The 17,937-nt window shown below is 29.2% G+C and carries 14 protein-coding genes; 8 read left to right on the plus strand and 6 right to left on the minus strand.

Going from position 1 to position 17,937, the window contains the following annotated elements:
• The first annotated feature begins 665 nt into the window (after window positions 1-665).
• Complete coding sequence (locus tag VS182_RS06685; protein WP_479488635.1) at window positions 666-1,643, plus strand: type IV pilus twitching motility protein PilT; 978 nt, start codon at window positions 666-668, stop codon at window positions 1,641-1,643.
• Window positions 1,624-2,256 carry a prepilin peptidase gene (locus VS182_RS06690; protein WP_479492532.1) on the plus strand — a complete coding sequence of 211 codons (633 nt, stop codon included), beginning with the start codon at window positions 1,624-1,626 and terminating at the stop codon, window positions 2,254-2,256. The genes VS182_RS06685 and VS182_RS06690 overlap by 20 nt, the downstream gene beginning before the upstream one ends.
• Window positions 2,257-2,788: 532 nt before the next feature.
• Here the strand turns inward: VS182_RS06690 and VS182_RS06695 are convergent.
• The 3 genes from VS182_RS06695 to VS182_RS06705 all read right to left on the minus strand — a co-directional run bounded on the left by VS182_RS06695 (window position 2,789) and on the right by VS182_RS06705 (window position 6,107).
• Window positions 2,789-4,024 (minus strand): alpha-helical endospore appendage domain-containing protein, encoded by a 1,236-nt coding sequence (locus VS182_RS06695; protein WP_479492533.1) that lies wholly within the window; start codon window positions 4,022-4,024, stop codon window positions 2,789-2,791.
• Window positions 4,025-4,096: 72 nt separating this feature from the next.
• On the minus strand, window positions 4,097-5,050 hold the full coding sequence (locus tag VS182_RS06700) for a hypothetical protein (protein WP_479488638.1): 954 nt from the start codon (window positions 5,048-5,050) through the stop codon (window positions 4,097-4,099).
• Window positions 5,051-5,105: 55 nt separating this feature from the next.
• Window positions 5,106-6,107, minus strand: a complete 1,002-nt coding sequence (locus VS182_RS06705; protein ID WP_479488639.1) for a hypothetical protein — start codon at window positions 6,105-6,107, stop codon at window positions 5,106-5,108.
• Window positions 6,108-9,035: 2,928 nt separating this feature from the next.
• Here VS182_RS06705 and VS182_RS06710 point away from each other — a divergent pair.
• Genes VS182_RS06710 through radC form a run of 3 tightly spaced genes read left to right on the plus strand, consistent with a single transcriptional unit; the run spans window position 9,036 to window position 11,420 of the window.
• Window positions 9,036-10,037 carry a hypothetical protein gene (locus VS182_RS06710; protein WP_479488640.1) on the plus strand — a complete coding sequence of 334 codons (1,002 nt, stop codon included), beginning with the start codon at window positions 9,036-9,038 and terminating at the stop codon, window positions 10,035-10,037.
• 34 nt (window positions 10,038-10,071) lie between these two features.
• On the plus strand, window positions 10,072-10,701 hold the full coding sequence (locus VS182_RS06715) for a nucleoside triphosphate pyrophosphatase (RefSeq protein ID WP_479488641.1): 630 nt from the start codon (window positions 10,072-10,074) through the stop codon (window positions 10,699-10,701).
• A gap of 29 nt (window positions 10,702-10,730) precedes the next feature.
• Entirely contained in the window at window positions 10,731-11,420 is a 690-nt protein-coding gene (gene radC / locus VS182_RS06720; RefSeq protein ID WP_479492534.1) for a RadC family protein, read from the plus strand.
• A gap of 736 nt (window positions 11,421-12,156) precedes the next feature.
• Here radC and VS182_RS06725 read toward each other — a convergent pair.
• Genes VS182_RS06725 through VS182_RS06735 form a run of 3 tightly spaced genes read right to left on the minus strand, consistent with a single transcriptional unit; the run spans window position 12,157 to window position 14,433 of the window.
• Window positions 12,157-13,428: a transposase gene (locus tag VS182_RS06725; RefSeq protein WP_479492535.1), complete on the minus strand. Its 1,272-nt coding sequence runs from the start codon at window positions 13,426-13,428 to the stop codon at window positions 12,157-12,159.
• 41 nt (window positions 13,429-13,469) lie between these two features.
• Window positions 13,470-14,198 carry a transposase family protein gene (locus VS182_RS06730; protein WP_479492537.1) on the minus strand — a complete coding sequence of 243 codons (729 nt, stop codon included), beginning with the start codon at window positions 14,196-14,198 and terminating at the stop codon, window positions 13,470-13,472.
• A 25-nt stretch (window positions 14,199-14,223) separates the two neighbouring features.
• Window positions 14,224-14,433 carry a hypothetical protein gene (locus VS182_RS06735; RefSeq protein ID WP_479492538.1) on the minus strand — a complete coding sequence of 70 codons (210 nt, stop codon included), beginning with the start codon at window positions 14,431-14,433 and terminating at the stop codon, window positions 14,224-14,226.
• A gap of 883 nt (window positions 14,434-15,316) precedes the next feature.
• Between VS182_RS06735 and VS182_RS06740 the strand changes: the two genes are divergently transcribed.
• From VS182_RS06740 to VS182_RS06750, 3 genes are all read left to right on the plus strand, one after another.
• The gene (locus VS182_RS06740) at window positions 15,317-16,588 is read left to right on the plus strand and encodes an IS701 family transposase (RefSeq protein ID WP_479492539.1); all 1,272 of its coding nucleotides are present in this window, start codon (window positions 15,317-15,319) and stop codon (window positions 16,586-16,588) included.
• A 386-nt stretch (window positions 16,589-16,974) separates the two neighbouring features.
• On the plus strand, window positions 16,975-17,130 hold the full coding sequence (locus VS182_RS06745; protein ID WP_479492541.1) for a hypothetical protein: 156 nt from the start codon (window positions 16,975-16,977) through the stop codon (window positions 17,128-17,130).
• Between the two features lie 3 nt (window positions 17,131-17,133).
• Entirely contained in the window at window positions 17,134-17,889 is a 756-nt protein-coding gene (locus VS182_RS06750) for a transposase family protein (RefSeq protein WP_479492542.1), read from the plus strand.
• Window positions 17,890-17,937 lie beyond the last annotated feature (48 nt).

The following is a 17,937-nucleotide window of genomic DNA, read 5'->3' on the forward strand; positions in this document are numbered from 1 at the left end:
ACTTTTACTGTTCTAAAATAAATTTCAATTGACCATCTTTCCAAAAAAGAATAAAAAATGCATTCCCAAACTTTCACTCATAACGATATACCCTATACTTGCCAAAAAAATAGGCCATAATTTTTGATTTCCAAAAATTAAATTAAAAAATTTATTATAATCTAAGTTTTAATATTATTTTTTTTAGGTGTTTAACAGATATTTACGTATCATAATATGATAAATCTATTGTATCACTAATCTAGGTAGCTATTTTTTCATATTTTAGAGATTTTATTTATTAATTGTCGTAATATGACTTTTTTATAGTTTTATCAACAGTACTAATAGTCATATCAGACATAAGCAGAAAGATTAATATAAACTGTTATTAATGATGTAATTTTAAAAAAATAGCTATTATCATAGCTTTTAATGCATTCTATTAGATCATTAAAATCTAATTAGATTATTTTTCTAGCAAGTTATATATTATTTTTAATTTTTTATAATAAAAATAAATTAAGATTATTTATAGATATAAAATTAAAGACATATCTATTTAGATTTAATATAAACATTTATATTAAATCTAAATCTAATATATTTTATTTTTTAGATAAAATAATCATTTAATAGAAGATAAATCGAAGTTATAACGAATATGAATTCACGAGGGGGTTTTTATGGGTATATTAAAGCTTATAAACTATGCTTCTGAAAAAGGAAGTACTGATGTTCATTTGTTAGAGAACGAAAGACCCTGGTGGCGTATTTATGGTTGTATAAAACCTTTTCCAATCGCTTATCTTTGTACTAAAGAAGATTTGGATATTTTTTGGCATAGGATAACATATCATAAATTTAAAGATATGGACCTTCGTTTTTCTTTAAATAAATTATATAGCTTAAGAATTAATGCATTCTTTTCACAAGGAAAAAGGGGGTTAGCTATCCGTATCTTGCCTCAAGTTATCCCCACGCCAAAACAATTAACTATTCCTGAGGTTTTACATTTACCTTTTAAAAAAGGCGGATTATTTCTCTTTACAGGTCCAACAGGAAGTGGTAAATCTACAACACTAGCTTCTTTATTACAACATCATATAGGTAAAAACAAAGTTCGTATTATAACAATAGAAGACCCTATCGAATATTTACTAAGACCTAAAAATGCACAAGTAATACAACAACAAGTGGGCACAGATATTGTCTCTTTTCGCGAAGGTTTAAAATCGCTTTTGCGTAAAGATCCAGATATTATTTTTATCAGTGAATTACGCGATGAAAAAGCTATTTTAGCATGTTTAACAGCTGCTGCTACCGGACATATGGTTCTTAGTACAATGCACGCTGGTAATATTGTACAAGCATTAGAATATTTATTAGCTATGTTTCCAGCTACACAACATAGCTTTCTTTTAAAACAATTGTCTAATGTTTTAATAGGTATTTCCGCACAAAAATTATTTAAAAAAGATCAACGCTTAAAAGCTGTGTTTGAAATTTTGTTCAATATACCGGCTGCTGCTCATTTGATTCGCAACAATATGCTCCATCAATTAACCTCTATTATGCAGACTGGCGCTAAATATGGCATGCAAACACTAAATCAAGCTAAAAACGTCATCTTTAAGGATGAATATGATAAGTATAATATTTAGTGTTGGATTTATAGGCATGATTTTATCATTCCATTTACTCCAGTTTATAAAATGGTGGCTACAAAGATACCAAATAGCTTGGCAACTACAAAAATTTTGGTTCGCACCGATCATTGGTACAATATGTTCAATCATTCTAGCTACTATAACCAAAAATTATCTTAAAATAATCGCCGGCTTAATCATAATTATTTTCTTGCTATTTTTATCGATAACAGATATAACCAGCTACTGGTTACCGGATTATTTTACTTACAGCGGAATCATCGTAATGATAATTTATCATTTAACATGCCATTTATATGAATCAATTACTTATATCCTGGCTGCCATAGTAGGAGCTCTGCTCTTTGCTATCCCTGCTTCTTTTAATGTTTTAGGATGGGGAGATGTTAAATTAATTTTTTTAATCGGTTTAATTGTTAATATGAAAGGCTTAATTGTAGTATGGTTAACAGTAATATGTTTACTATGGTTATTTATATTTAGCCGTTTTTTGATACTTAAACCTTGGTCCTTAGACCGCCCCCTACCCTTTGCTCCTTTTCTATCTACTGGTACTTTTGTAGCTTATTTATGCAAGGATTCTTTTGATCTAGTGCTAATGATATAAATTTTTAAAAAATTAAAATAAATAAAAATTATTTGAAATATAAACTAATATTCACACCTAAAAATATATAAATATAAGTTCAGGTATTTAAAACATAATATTAATTATAAAAGTTTAAAATAATATTAATTAAAAAATTTTAAATAAAAAAATAAACCATATACAAAAAAAATAAACCATATACAAAATAGTATATAGTCTTAAAAGAGTTGGGCACAAGCGATATAATTTTATTATTTTTGCCACTTCAATATATTAATTGAATATAAAGTTAAATTCAATAAAAAAAACATTTTTAAAGTTTAGATAAAAGCTCATGAACTAGATTATATTTATTTATACTTTCGTTATACTTTATTTATACTTTAATATTATTAATTATTCAATAAAATTATAATTAATAATTATAATTTTTATCAAAAATTTTATGGCTTTAAAGTTTATAGTCTAATATCTTTTTTGTAAAATATCTCATAATAATAATTACTAGATGATGGTAATACAATAACCATCATCTAGTAATTTATTTAATTTAACTTAATTTTAAAATTGTAATATAGGCTAAATTAGGAAGGTTATTTACAGCTATACTTACAAATGAAGTATCTGTTTGAAAATCCAGAGCAGAAATGATAGGTATTATTTGAAGTGTTGATGTTATAGTTAGATTGATTAAAATAGATCCAGAAGTGTTAATAAATATATTTTGTGTAGTATTACCATAAGAATTCCAAATGCAGCTACCAACGATAGGTGTGCCATTTAATAATAACTGACAAGCTGCTATTTTATAGGTATTTATAGGGTTGGTGTTAATACCATAATCAATACTATAATCACCCGGCTCTAAAGTAATTGTATCCGCTGCTGTTAAAGAAATACTACTGGTGCCATAAACATTATTGTATGAATTAATAGGTATAGGTATATTTACAGGAAAAGTAATGGGTTGTGTAGCTACGAAACCAAAAGAACCAGACCCTAATATGGGATAACCAGTTATACCAGTTACGCCTTTGATTCCTGTTATGCCTGTATTCCCGGTTGCTCCTGTAGCCCCTGTTACGCCTGTGATACTTGCACCCGTGATCCCTGTTATACCCGTGATACCAATCATTGTAGCTCCTGTTGGCCCTGTAGGGCCAGTAGGTCCTGTTATGAGTTGAACTGCTCCAGAAGAACCTGTCGGTCCTATTTGTCCTTGTGGTCCTGTAGGCCCAGTAGCTCCTTCTGGACCATTTGGTCCAATTGGTCCGGTTATAATAATTTGACCAGGATTACCTAAAGGGCCAATTGCTCCTGCTGGACCAAGAGGTCCATATATTCCTTGGTCACCAGTTGGCCCGATATTACCCATAGGACCAGTATCACCTGTAATCATTAAACCAGTCGGACCAGTAGGTCCGGTATTACCCGTTGCCGGGCCCACTGGTCCCGTTGGTCCTGTAGGACCTGTTGGACCTGGTTCAGAAATTGTATCAATAATAGCATTTGTTTGACTATTTAAAGCTGAACTTTTAACAGCAGCACTTTGGAGAATTGAATTTAAACTGTTACCAACCATTAATAAATCTTGCAAAGACGGTGGTGAGGTATTAGTAAGACCCGGTATAGTTCCTAAAATATATTGCATTTTCTCTGCTTCAGCATTCAATAAATGACTTAAACCTGCGGAATTTAACGCAGTTGATGCTAATAAAAGATTTAAGACACTCTCTTGATCCAAAGAAATTTGCGGAGATATGCCTGGTATATTTGCTTGAGACATGTGTATTAATTATCTCCTTAATGAAAAAATAATAATTCAAAATTTTAAATTATTTATATATAACTAAATTTATTAACTCATTTTCCTGATATTTACATAACCATATACAGGACTATATGGAATTAAAGTATTTATAGCTGGTATTAGTGAAGGATTAATAGGTTCTCGACTATTCAAAGTAAACGATCCCGCTGCTAAAGCATATATTAAAATTTCTGAACTAAAGAAAAAAGCTTTATATGGTACTAAATTAGAATCATTCGAAAAATTAAAGAGGCAAAAGTTTGGATCAATAAGATTAGGATATAATGACAACCCTGCTCCTAGAGATATATAAATTGAAGGGTCAGCTATATCAGCCCTTGTTGAGGTAGTCGAAATTCCCCCAAAGTTAACTATATAAATACCAGGTTGACATTGGATACTCGTAGTACCCACCAAAGCTATTTTACTACTTGGATTATATTGATAATTAAAATTAATTGTTTGAGTTAAAGTAGAGGTAGAATTAATAATTTGGGCAAAATAAGCATATTCTTTGTTCAAAGATACACTTCCGGGTATTCCTTGTGATCCTTGAGCTCCTTGTGATCCTTGAGCTCCTTGGAGGCCTGTTGTTCCTGTAGCACCATATGCTGTAGGACCTGTGATTCCTTGTGTCCCTGTAACATTAATACCCGTAGAACCTGTAAGTCCAGTAGGACCAGTTGATCCGGTAATAGTAGCTAAAAAACCCATAGGTCCATCTGGTCCGGTATTACCTGTTGCTCCTATATTACCTGTATTTCCTGTTAATCCTATAATACCAGTTATAGATAGACCATCTATACCAGTTATACCAGTTATGCCTGTAGGACCCTGTATACCTTGGATTCCTTGCGTACCGGTTAGACCTGTGGGACCTTGATCTCCCGTCATACCTGTACTGTTTGGCCCGGTAGGACCTGTTAACCCTTGTTGACCGCCTGGAGCACCTATATTACCTGTAGGCCCTGTAGGTCCGGTCGGACCTATTAATATACTCATAAAATATTGAATCCTTTGCTGGGAATTTTATTGAAAATTTGTAAAACCAATATTCTTAGCCTATTTGTTCGACACTTAATAAAAAAGTTACATTTCCGCCAGTAACATATGAAATACTTAAAGGTAAAGGATTAAATGATATAGTAGAATTGGCAGGTGCAGAAATCAAAACCTTATTAATCATGGGTAAGCAGCCTCTTACTGATACGGTGGCATCTGCACTACAAACTGTACCTCCAGGTACTGGGGTGCTATTTAAGAGTAATTGAACAATACCAAAATATTGACCCTGAGAAGATGCTAGATACCCAAAGCCAAAAAATACAGTGTATATACCCGCTTCGACAAGTGTTATCGAGTTTAGTTGTGATGATAAAGACATACCTGGTGTATATATTGAGCTGATATTAACAGTATCAGCTACGGACATTAAGCTGCCTCTTTGAACTGTTCTGTTTGAAACATTAGAAATATAAACATTAATAGCACCAGTTGAACCAGTTGCACCTGTTATGCCAGTAACTCCTGTAATTCCTGTGGGACCTACAGGTCCTTGTGGTCCACTCACAGTAGTAATACCAATTGGTCCTTGTGGTCCTGTTGCACCGGTAACGCTAACTCCAGTAGGACCTTGGGCACCTGTTGGGCCAGTTGGTCCTGTGGATCCATTACCAGTTGGACCAGTTATACCAATTGGTCCTGTAGGGCCTTGTGCACCTGTTGTTCCAGTTGGCCCTATAGGTCCTTGTGGTCCAGTAACAGTAAGGCCTTGATTTCCTTGCGGGCCTTGATTTCCTTGAAATCCTTCAGGACCTTGTGCACCTGTTGGGCCGGTTGGGCCTGTTGCTCCTCGAGGACCAACCGGCCCAAGGATTGGTGATGATGGACCCGTCGGACCCTGGGATCCTCTTGGTCCTGGTGGACCAGTTTCTCCTGTTGGACCTGTTGGGCCGGTTGGTCCTACAGAAAAAGTATCTAGTTCATCCAAGACACATACTATTTGTTGTGCAATACTAGATTCTTGGCTAAAGATCGATTTTAGATTGCAGCTTATCATTTTATTAAAATTTATCAGATCTTGAATTGTTGGTGAATTTGGATTTGTGATACCTGCTAATGTACCGAGAACATATTGTAGTTTATTGCAATACTTAGTTTCTTGCCTTACACCATACGCGAAACTATTTGTATATTTTATTTTATTTAAATAATTTTTAAATTAAAGCTTTTTAATAATTTTTATAAATAAAAGTATATTTTACAAATATACCATGCATGAGACTTTCACCTCACATGGCATTCGACAATTTATTTTTTCAAGTACAGAATTTATATAAATTATCGAAAATCTATCCCTTAAACATTTTTTATGTTTATCCTAGGTAAGATGATTTTCACTCTCACAAATATTAAAGTTATTTGTTTTCCAAGTTCCAAATGATTAAAGTTATCTTAATATTTTTAGGCAGAAGCTATTGTTTTAGGAATAAAGTATATAGCTACGTTATTTAAATTAAATGAAAGTTTTTTAAACAACTTTCCCATATAAACGGTAATTTCACTTCTTTGTCAATTATTAAATATTTTTAATAATATACTTGCCTTGAATATTTTGCTAAATGCCGATTTTTATTCGTCATACCTGGCTTTTTGCATACTTGATTAAACAAGTTACGCAAACAGGTGTTATGTTTATTTAGCTTAATCATTTAGTTCATATTTAAATATGCTTAAGTTTAATTAAGAACGTGTCGCACTTCATTTCATATGGCGTTTTTTAAAACATCTATTTATCAAGTATTTTTTCAATACTATCATTTATTCAATGATGTTGCTTTCACAGCTTAGCTGCTTACCACGTTCCAAAGCGTTTTACATTCTTATTTAATCTTTAGGCGGAAATCATTAGTTGAGCAAAATTATAATTAAATAAAATTATAATTACATTTCTTAGGTGAAAATAAGTTAGTAATCTTTTACTCAATAAAAATTCCTTTGGTTATCTCGCCATAGATTACTTACTGTCCTCTACCTAGCTTCCTGCAGACATCAACGCAGGCAGGTTTTTGGATAGAACGCTTTAGTTCTCTTTTGTTATTTTATAAAAAAATCTTTTAAAGATAATTTTTTTATAAAATAACAAAATGATTGGTTTTATAAAATTATTTAGCCAATAACGTGTCGCACTTCACCTTCGGTATTAAGAATACGAGGTAGCTTTTTTGCCCCTCCCAAACCGTACAAGCATTTTGCAATACATACGGCTTTACAGCTTTTTATTTTAATTTAATATTTTAATAATACTTACAATTTAAAATTAAAATAAAAAACCTGCTCTTTTTCGCCTTGTAGTTGATATTAACAACTTCTAACTTTAAAGAACGCCAAATTTTATCCATTTAAAAATTTAAATTATTTATTTTTTGAAATTTAAATTTTTGCATAAGGATAAGTAAATTGATTTTTAAACCTAATGGATGCGATATACCCTTGTATCACAAATATATCCTTAGCCACATAAAGAATATATACAAATTAGCGGGGACATTTTTTCATTATCGTTCATTTTCTTCATCCATTTAGATTTTTAATATCAAACATATATCTGATTGTGTGATAAATATATGTTTAGTTCAAAAAATTAAACGTGGCTAAGTCCTAATTCCTCCATGGCTAATGATGCAATCATTAGTTTTAAAGCATCTGATCTACTAATGTGAATTAATGGCGTAATATTAGGAATATTGGGTTGTGACACTTTATCACGTACCTTCTTGAAATTTAGGAATCTATATATTTATCTTTGATGCTTATTGTGGTTTATTGCTTTTTATTTAGCAATATAAAGCTATATTATTATTATTATTATTAGCTCATAGACCAAAAACCATTTTTTATATTTAGACACTGGAACAATATTAGTCCAATGTATAACAGTAAAAAACAAAGCAAAAAGAAAAATAAGAGCATAGGAAACTGTATATTTATCTTTGATGATTATTGTGGTTTATTGCTTTTTATTTAGCAATATAAAGCTATATTATTATTATTGTTATTATTAGCGCATAAAACAAAAACCATTTTTTATATTTAGACACTGGAACAATATTAGTCCAATGTATAACAGTAAAAAACAAAGCAAAAAGAAAAATAAGAGCAAAAGAGAAAAACAGAGCGACAAATATATTTTATTTTGTACTTAAAGTGAAATTAATTATACACCATATTTTAACTCAATGTGCATAAATATATTAGTTTAAATATATTAAGGATAAATATTATTCTTTATTAAATTAAAAATTATTAAAAATATAAAATATCAAATTTATTTTGAAGCTAAATCAAAGATAAGCTAATAACTTGCTTAATATAGACGATTAGTAATAATGTAATTTAAAAACAAAAATAGCCTTTATCATAGTTTTTGTGCATTTAATTAGGTTCTTAGCAAAGGATTTTGAAAAAACGTAATATTTACTTTAGCCCGCTTCTTGTTTTAAATTTTTAACACTTTTATATCAAATAAACTATCCACCCAATTAATTTTGATCTAGTGCTAAGTCTTTAATACATATCATATATCTGTATAGGTAGCTAACTTTTTTGTGCTATCTATTTTTTGGTTTGTTATTTAGTCTCTAGTTTGTTGTTTATTTTCTTGTTTGTTATTTAGTCTCTAGTTTGTTGTTTATTTTCTTGTTTGTTATCTATTTTCTTGTTTGTTATTTAGTCTCTAGTTTGTTGTTTATTTTCTTGTTTGTTATTTAGTCTCTAGTTTGTTATCTATTTTCTTGTTTGTTATCTATTTTCTTGTTTGTTATTTAGTCTCTAGTTTGTTATCTATTTTTTTATTTATTTCCCAACCACTGTAAGGTAAATTTTATATATTTGAAATTAAATCAGTCTAATTTTAGAGTTTTTAATTTGAAAAGTTTGTATTTAGACAAAATATTTTCCTTGATCTGTGTATATGGAGGCTAGAGTAATGGAAAGATTTGAAGATGAAAAAAATATCCTTTTAAAAAGTCCTGATCTTAAAGTTATTCTGCGTTCAAACGGTCGAAAACCTTTTTCTAAGTTGGTGTCTGTGCCTACAAAGGTAAAATATGTCCAAAAAATGCCTTTAATGGTACCTGCTAAATTACCTCTTGCGCGATCACATCCCTTGGACAAATTAGTTTCTCGGACGAGCTATGTACCTCAAAAAAAAATTCGCAAAAAATGGGTTTTAGCTATGATTTATGCTACGCTAATCGGATCAGTTATGGGTTTCTCAATTTTACATTGGTTTAATATAGAAAATAAACCTGTTTTAAAAAATCAAGCTATTCCAACCTGGGTACCTACCTTACCTACATTTGTTTGTACGCTAGTCGTATCTGAACGTGCATTTAATGATAATCAAATCCAAGAAGCGCAACTTTCGATACAAAAAGAACGTAAAAATGGTTTAGCGGCAGTACTTTTACAAGATAAACCACATCGCATTGGTTTAGGTGTAGGTTGCTCACGTGAACAAGCGTTGAAAATTTTAGGTATTCATAAACAAGCAAAAAAATCAGCTATGTTTAAAGAAATAAAAGTAGGCGGTAAACGTTTAAAGTTATCTATGAATTATCAGGGAAAAATGATCGATGCTATCCAACAAGCAAATAATATAATAAGTTATTTAGCTACGGCTACTACACAAGCTTTACCTATTGCTCAGAATAAGCTGGAGCATTTTGTTTTTCCTAACCAGTTTTTAATGCAAAAGAAATTATTTGCACAAACCGTTTCTCAGCTGGAAAAATATTTGCCCTTAATAGCTGGTAAGCCTATTATATATGAATTATTACATAAAATGTCCAAATATCTTGATCAAGCGATCAAATTAGCACAAATAGCAAATAAAAAACCATATGAAGGCTATTTATGGTCAATTCAAGAATCTATTTTAAATTATGCTCTTACCTATGAAGCACTTAGTATTAGACTTGCAGGATAAGTTTTGGCCTTGTTTGGGAGGAAAAATTTTTTCTATGAACATAACGAATACTAAACCACAAAAATTATGGATCTTAGCTTCTGCTAGTAAGCAAAGATATGAAATATTTAAAAAACTAAAATTGCCTTTTATTGTTATAAAACCTAATTTAAATGAAAAAAAATTAGCCCAAGATATTCCACTATACGACGTAGTAAAAATTTTAGCTCATTCTAAGACAATGGAAGGAGCTCGTTTATTTAAAAATCTGCTTAATATTCAAGACGTCTATGTCTTAGGTGCCGATACAATGGTTTTATACAAAGACTTGTTATTAGGTAAACCAGCTAATCTTGAAGAAGCTAGCGAAATGATAAAATTGCTCTCAGGAAAAAAACATTATTTATTAACCGGATACTCATTGCTACATTTTAGTTTCGGAAAACTTGTAGCTCAGGGATTGCTAACACAGAAAACCACTATTTATTTAAGAAATCTTTCACCTAAATGGCAAACCCTTTATCTTAATACAGGGGAATGGAAAGATAAATCGGGCGGCTATTCTTTAAGGGGGTTTGGAGGACTATTTATTGAACGTATTGATGGTGATATAGGTAATGGGGTTGGCTTATCATTAAATGTTTTAATCAAACTAGCTCAACAAGTAGGCATTTGCTTAGAATAATAAATTTGTAATTCGAGGAGTTAACATCAATGACCAAATTACCTTTAATCCACGAATTGCCTCCTGAAGATAGACCTAGAGAGCGTATGATGCTTCACGGTGCTTCGCAAATGAATAATTCAGAATTAATAGCTATTTTATTGCGAACAGGTTGCTTAGGTCTTTCTTCTTTATCTATGGCCCAAAATTTATTAGCCAATAAAGGAGGATTATTAGGATTAGCTAAATGCTCCTGGGAAGATTTTTTATCTATCGATGGTATTGGACCTGCTAAAGCATTACAATTGTCAGCTGCTTTTGAATTAGGTAAGAGAATTTCCTGTTCTTTTAAAGAAATAAATCCTCGTTTAAATAATCCTTTAGATGTTATGAACTTTCTTGGTGAAAAACTGCGTTTTATTAAACAAGAAATATTTATATGTATTTTTTTAGATGTGCATTATCGTTTAATAAATAAAAAAACACTTTTTAAAGGTAGTTTAGATGCTACCTTAGTTCACCCTCGTGACATCTTTCGCGAAGCTGTGATTTGTAATGCTTTTTCCGTAACATGTGTGCACAATCACCCTAGCGGTAATCCTAATCCTAGCTATGAAGATATTAAGCTTACCAATCGGTTACAAATAGCTGGTGAACTGATAGGAATACCCTTATTTGATCATATTATTATAGGTGATAAATGTTATATTTCTTTAAAAGAAAAAGGCTTAATTAAATGAAAAAAGCTTAATTAATGACTGCTAATATATATTTTTTAGAAAATTAATATCACACATTAACAGATAGAAATAAAAGTTAAAAACCATTATAACCTTAAAATATCTAATCAATAACTATAAACAGCTTTTCTATATACATAAAAATCTATGAAAAAGTCTGTGCTAAAAAATTTATTTTTAAAAAGTATCATCAATTAAAATAAATATTGATTGGTCATTTTTGTTTATCTATGAATTTATTTAAACTTAATTTAACCACCTATTATAACAAATATTAGCATTATATTTTAATTCATATTTATAATACATAAGCTTTCAGAGCCAGATAATTGCATAGATACCGTACTGATAACGCTGACCTTGTCTTCTTATAACATAAAGTATCGTACATGTTAGGAAAAAAAGTTCGTTTTTTGGACTTAAAAAAAAAGATTAATATAGCCGATTATTAATAATATACTTTACTTGCCAAAAAAAATAGGCCATAATTTTTGATTTTCAAAAATTAACTTAAAAAGTTTATTATAATCTAAGTTTGAACATTATTTGTTTATACAAAAGATCGTTTTTATTTTTAGAGTAATTTAGCATCCTTATGTTTAATTACTCTAAAAAGAGAATTTATATATATTGTATTGTTATAATAAATTTAATTATATTTATAAATGGTCAAAAAACAAACCTAGCTTTTTTAGTTTTTTTACCATATCTATCCTTTTTAATTGTATTTGCAGATTTAGGCTACCTCTTTAAATTGATAACAGTAGGACCTTAGTGCTGCTCTTAATACTTTTTTGGCACGTGATAAAATAAGCTTCACAGATATATGCGTAGGAATATCTAAATATGATATTATCCCTTTCAAGGATGAAATGAATATAGCAATCATATCTTCTATTCGATCAGCTTCTTTTTTAGCCTGATATTTACGTAATCCCTTTAGGAGATTACCATTACCTGTATGTATACAATACATTGCTACAAACATTTGTAAAATTAAGTATCGATCTAAAGCTTTGCTGGATCTGACTTGGTATCCTTGTAAATAAAGATAATTTTGAGCTTTTCTAAAATATGTTTCGATTTCCCATCTGTTCGAATAATAATTTAGAATTTCTTCATTACTTAGCTCCATATCTGTGCAAATAAAAGCTTTTGCTTTAGATATATCTTGACCTTCCTTAACACAAATAAGGGCAACCGCATTGTCAATAAAATTAAGATTACCTTCATATCTATAAACACGATACTTTTGTTTTTTAATGGTAACAACTTTTGTATCTGTATTTTTTATAAAATTTAAAAACATTTTTATTTGATTTTTAATGCCCAAAGGAAAAATAACAATATCGATTTTTAATGCACCTATAAAATGAAATCCTTTTTTTAAGCTTTTTTCGATTATCTTTTTTGAAATATACCAAGAATCTACGCAAACATATGCTTTGTGATCTGGCTCAGGAGCACTAGATATGATATTGCAAGCAGTATCCATTTTATTGATTTCTGTTTTATTAGCACGTTTAACTTCTATAGGATAGCTTAAACCATCTGTATGTAACATAGTTTGAACAACAGAATGACCATATAGACTTCTTTTAGCTAAATTAGAATAATGATAACTCGCTGCGTGTATAGGGTGTTCAGCTAATGATGATGGCTTTGTCTTATGGCATACTGTATCGTCAATTATCAGAAAGTAAGGTTTATTTTTTCTCTTAGCTTGATTGATAACTTCTTCATAAGCAACATTTTTTATGGCGTCACTAAGTATTTTTTCATCCCATTTTGAATTAGTCATCATATGGCTTATCGTTTGGCGGCACCTGTTATAAAAGCTTTTTTTATGAATATCTGACAAAGTTCCGTTAAAGTTTTGTGACAACATACCATCAATAATCTGCAAAATATGATTAAAAACAGATGAAGTAAATTGGGATATTAACCCCAATTTACGAAAAAATTTGACCAAATGGGATTTATTTGTTAACCTACAATTAATAGACATTCTCTATCCCCCCTGTTGTTTTTTGTTAGGAGACTTATATTCTACACAGGTGATAGATGAATGTCTATTTTTGTTTGTAAAATATTAAAATGTAATATATTGTAAACTTTGGAAATGCAATAATATTTTATTATTTTTATTAATAATTTACATTTTTTTGCTTTTTTTGCATGTACAGATATTAAATCAAATTGTTCTGGAAATTTTTTAGGATTATTACGATATCTATTAGAAATAATCTTAAATCTTTTTAACCAACCTATAACTCTTTCTACCAATGATCTTTTACGAGAAATTTTTTGATTATACTCCTTTTGTTCCTGAGTCAAATTCTTTAAATTACTTCTTTTATATGGTAAAATCACGTATAGAAATAGCTTTTGTAAGCCCTGAAAGCCTAAATCAGCGATTAAAGGGGCATATTCAGATAACCATGGAATGTACGAATCTTTAAAAAGCTTAAAATCATGTACACTACCAGGTGCGAAATTTGTGTAGCCAATAGAAGCTGTTTCAGCACAAATTGCAAGGAAAGACTTCATTGTTGGATACTTTTTTCTTCCAGATTCATATTTTTTATTATATTTTTTTGGTCTTTCTATGCGCACTTCAGTACAATCGAATGTAAACAAACCAAATATGAGAGATGAAAAATATGGGCTCTGATTTGTAGGATATCTTTTGGATAATACTTTCTTGGCGATACCTTGTATCTTTTGTATGATGTTATTAACCGTGCTTTTACTAATACCAAAAATTTGTGCAATCATTATATTTGTAAACCCAAGAAAAAAATTATGAAAATAAGTATACTTGATTTTCAGGGTCGAGTATATTTTGCCTTCCACCCTTTCTTTTGGTCTTTAAATCTATTTTTCTAACTATATTAAATATTTTTTCAAAGATGATTTTATCTACACCGATAGCAGACATGAATTTACCTTCATCAAATGCTGCTATTTTGGAATATTCCATATTTAAGTATTTAACTTTAGATTTATACATATATAATCCTCTCTTTTAAATATCAAATTTTATAGTAGTATATATCAAAAAAATCACAATGTTATATTGATATTGTGATTTTTTTTGATATATATTACAATATTAAATTCAAAAATATTATAAAGGGATAAAATTATTTTATATAAACTGATTTTTTATCATGAACTTAAAACTATTAATAAAATGTATGCATTTCAATATATAATTATCAATATTCAAATAATTAAAACATTAGTATTTATATATCTTAAAAAATATATAAAAGGCAGCTTTACTGTTTATTTTAAGCTTTTTTAATAAATTTTTAAAATTGACAATAACTACCAATAATCTGCACTAATTGGATATATTAGCATTCTTGGACAAGTCCCTAATAGATATCGTAATAAAATGAAAAAATTAAGACAATTCACATAAGCAATCAGCTCGGTGCAATTAATATAATTTTAGCAACTATTTAAATATAAATAATTAAATAAACCATAAAAGAAAAACAAGTAAAACTTAGTCTCCTGATTAAAACATTTTTATTTATATTTTAACACTTATGATAAAATATAATCATGAAAGTAGTGGTAATAATATCTTTTAAGACGCTTTATTAGTCCGAAATACACCCTGAATTAAAGTTTAGTCACAAGCCCATTAATCTTTATATCTTTATATAATCTAATTTACCTGTTTTATCTAATTTAATAAGCATCTTTTTTTGCTAATTTAAAGTCTTCGAATAGCATCACGTATAACTGTACATGCAAAAAAAGCAAAAAAATGTAAACTTTGGAAATATAATAAAATTTTAATATTTTACAAAAAAATAGACATTCCGCTATCACCTGTGTAGAATGTAAGTGTTAACAAAAAACCAACAGGAGGATAGAGAATGTCTATTAATTGTAGGTTAACAAATAAATCTCATTTGGTCAAATTTTTTCGTAAATTGGGGTTAATATCCCAATTTACTTCATCTGTTTTTAATCATATTTTGCAGATTATTGATGGTATGTTGTCACAAAACTTCAACGGAACTTTGTCAGATATTCATAAAAAAAGCTTTTATGACAGGTGCCGCCAAACGATAAGCCATATGATGACTAATTCAAAATGGGATGAAAAAATACTTAGTGACGCCATAAACAATGTTGCTTATGAAGAAGTTATCAATCAAGCTAAGAGAAAAAATAAACCTTACTTTCTGATAATTGACGATACAGTATGCCATAAGACAAAGCCATCATCATTAGCTGAACACCCTATACAAGCAGCAGGTTACCATTATTCTAATCTAGATAAAAGAAGTGTATATGGTCATTCTATTGTTCAAGCTATGTTACATACAGATGGTTTAAGCTATCCTATAGAAGTTACACGTGCTAATAAAACAGAAAGTAATAAAATGGATACTGCTTGCGATATCATATCTAGTGCTCCTGAGCCAGATCACAAAGCATATGTTTGTGTAGATTCTTGGTATATTTCAAAAAAGATCATCGAAACAAGCTTAAAAAAAGGATTTCATTTTATAGGTGCATTAAGAATCGATATTGTTATTTGTCCTTTAGGCATTAAAAATCAAATAAAAATGTTTTTAAATTTTATAAAAAATAAAGATACAAAAGTTGTTACCATTAAAAAACAAAAGTATCGTGTTTATAGATATGAAGGTAATCTTAATTTTATTGACAATGCAGTTGTCCTTATTTGTCTTAAGGAAGGTCAAGATATATCTAAAGCAAAAGCTTTTATTTGCACAGATATGGAGCTAAGTAATGAAGAAATTCTAAATTATTATTCGAAAAGATGGGAAATCGAAACCTATTTTAGAACAGCTAAAAATTATCTTGCTTTACAAGGATACCAAGTCAGATCAAGCAAATCTTTAGATAGATACTTAATTTTACAAATGTTTGTAGCAATGTATTGTATACATACAGGTAATGGTAATCTCCTAAAGGGATTACGTAAATATCAGGCTAAAAAAGAAGCTGATCGAATAGAAGATATGATTGATATATTAATTTCATCCCTTAAAGAGGTAATATCATATTTAGATGTTCCTACGCATATATCTGTGAAGCTTATTTTATCACGTGCCAAAAAAGGATTAAGAGCAGCACTAAGGTCCTACTGTTATCAATTTAAAGAGGTAGCCTAAATCTGCAAATACAATTAAAAAGGATAGATATGGTAAAAAAACTAAAAAAGCTAGATTTGTTTTTTGACCATTGGACTTGTGCCTAAACTTTAATACATGTGATTAAGACGAACAATTGTCATTTATGGATATTTTTAAATTTTTTTAAAAATATAAAATTTCAATATCTATTCTTATTTATGAGCTATATTGTTATAATAATCTGAATAAACTAAAAAATATTATATATATTATTATTTTTTTGGAATTTCATTAAGATATGAAAAAAGATAAATTTTTGTGTTTTGATATCTTTAAATTAAAATGCTATTTCTTTATATACATAAAAAAAACAACACTATTATTAAATTGTGTTGTTTTTTTTATGTATATATACTACTATTAATATGGAATTTAACACTAAAAGAAAAGAGCAGATAACTATGTCTAATATTAACAAGAGATATGTAAATATGGAATATGCAAAAATAGCAAAATTAACAGAAAAAGAATTTATGTCCGCCGTAGGCGTCGATAAAATAACCTTTTCAATTATAGTATAAAGTGTGCGAAAATATGACTTGAAAAACCATGAAAAAGGGGGTAGAACAAACATACTTGACCCGGAAAATCAAGTGTTATTGTTTTTTCATAATTTTTTCTTTGGTCGTACTTATAGAAGTATTGCAAAAACTTTCGATGTTACTAGCAGTACTGTTAATAAAACTATAAAAAAGGTACAAGCTGTCGCAACAAAAGTACTTAATAAAGAAAATCCTAAAAATATGAAAAAATATCTACCTAGCTTAACATATGGCAGATTCATTATAGATGGTACAGAAATATGCATTCAACGTCCTAAGGTGAATTACAAACCCTATTTATCTGGACGTAAAAAACAAACAAGTAAGAAATCCTTAATTTTAATTTGCTCTAAAACTGCCAAGATTTATTTTACAAATTACGCTCCTGGTAGCGTACATGATTTTAATCTTTACAAAAAATCACGTATTCCATTATCAGAAAACGCAACGTTGCTAGGTGATTCAGGTTTTAAAGGCCTAAACCAATATCATTTGTATGCGATTATACCTTATCAAAACAGTAAATACAAGGTTTTAAGCCAAGAAGAAAAAGACTATAACCATATTTTATCCCAAGAAAGATCCTTAGTTGAAAGAGTTATAGGATGGCTAAAAAGATTCAAGCTTATTGCTAATAGATATCGTAATAAACTGAAAAATTTCTCAAAGCAATTTGATCTAATCTCAGCAATATTCAATCATCATTTATCTTTAGATAAATTCAAAAAATTTATATAAAATCCAAAAATATAAATTAAAAAATTCAGACAATTTACACGAACAATC

This window comes from Pasteuria ramosa (assembly GCF_056496785.1).

Bases quoted from the DNA above. Each gene is read 5' to 3' on its own strand.
- VS182_RS06700 (WP_479488638.1), bottom strand. From the start codon at position 5,050: ATGAGTATATTAATAGGTCCGACCGGACCTACAGGGCCTACAGGTAAT.
- VS182_RS06690 (WP_479492532.1), top strand. From the start codon at position 1,624: ATGATAAGTATAATATTTAGTGTTGGATTTATAGGCATGATTTTATCA.
- VS182_RS06745 (WP_479492541.1), top strand. From the start codon at position 16,975: ATGGAATTTAACACTAAAAGAAAAGAGCAGATAACTATGTCTAATATT.
- VS182_RS06705 (WP_479488639.1), bottom strand. From the start codon at position 6,107: ATGATAAGCTGCAATCTAAAATCGATCTTTAGCCAAGAATCTAGTATT.
- VS182_RS06685 (WP_479488635.1), top strand. From the start codon at position 666: ATGGGTATATTAAAGCTTATAAACTATGCTTCTGAAAAAGGAAGTACT.
- VS182_RS06715 (WP_479488641.1), top strand. From the start codon at position 10,072: ATGAACATAACGAATACTAAACCACAAAAATTATGGATCTTAGCTTCT.
- VS182_RS06710 (WP_479488640.1), top strand. From the start codon at position 9,036: ATGGAAAGATTTGAAGATGAAAAAAATATCCTTTTAAAAAGTCCTGAT.
- VS182_RS06725 (WP_479492535.1), bottom strand. From the start codon at position 13,428: ATGTCTATTAATTGTAGGTTAACAAATAAATCCCATTTGGTCAAATTT.
- VS182_RS06730 (WP_479492537.1), bottom strand. From the start codon at position 14,198: ATGATTGCACAAATTTTTGGTATTAGTAAAAGCACGGTTAATAACATC.
- VS182_RS06740 (WP_479492539.1), top strand. From the start codon at position 15,317: ATGTCTATTAATTGTAGGTTAACAAATAAATCTCATTTGGTCAAATTT.
- VS182_RS06695 (WP_479492533.1), bottom strand. From the start codon at position 4,024: ATGTCTCAAGCAAATATACCAGGCATATCTCCGCAAATTTCTTTGGAT.
- radC (WP_479492534.1), top strand. From the start codon at position 10,731: ATGACCAAATTACCTTTAATCCACGAATTGCCTCCTGAAGATAGACCT.
- VS182_RS06735 (WP_479492538.1), bottom strand. From the start codon at position 14,433: ATGTATAAATCTAAAGTTAAATACTTAAATATGGAATATTCCAAAATA.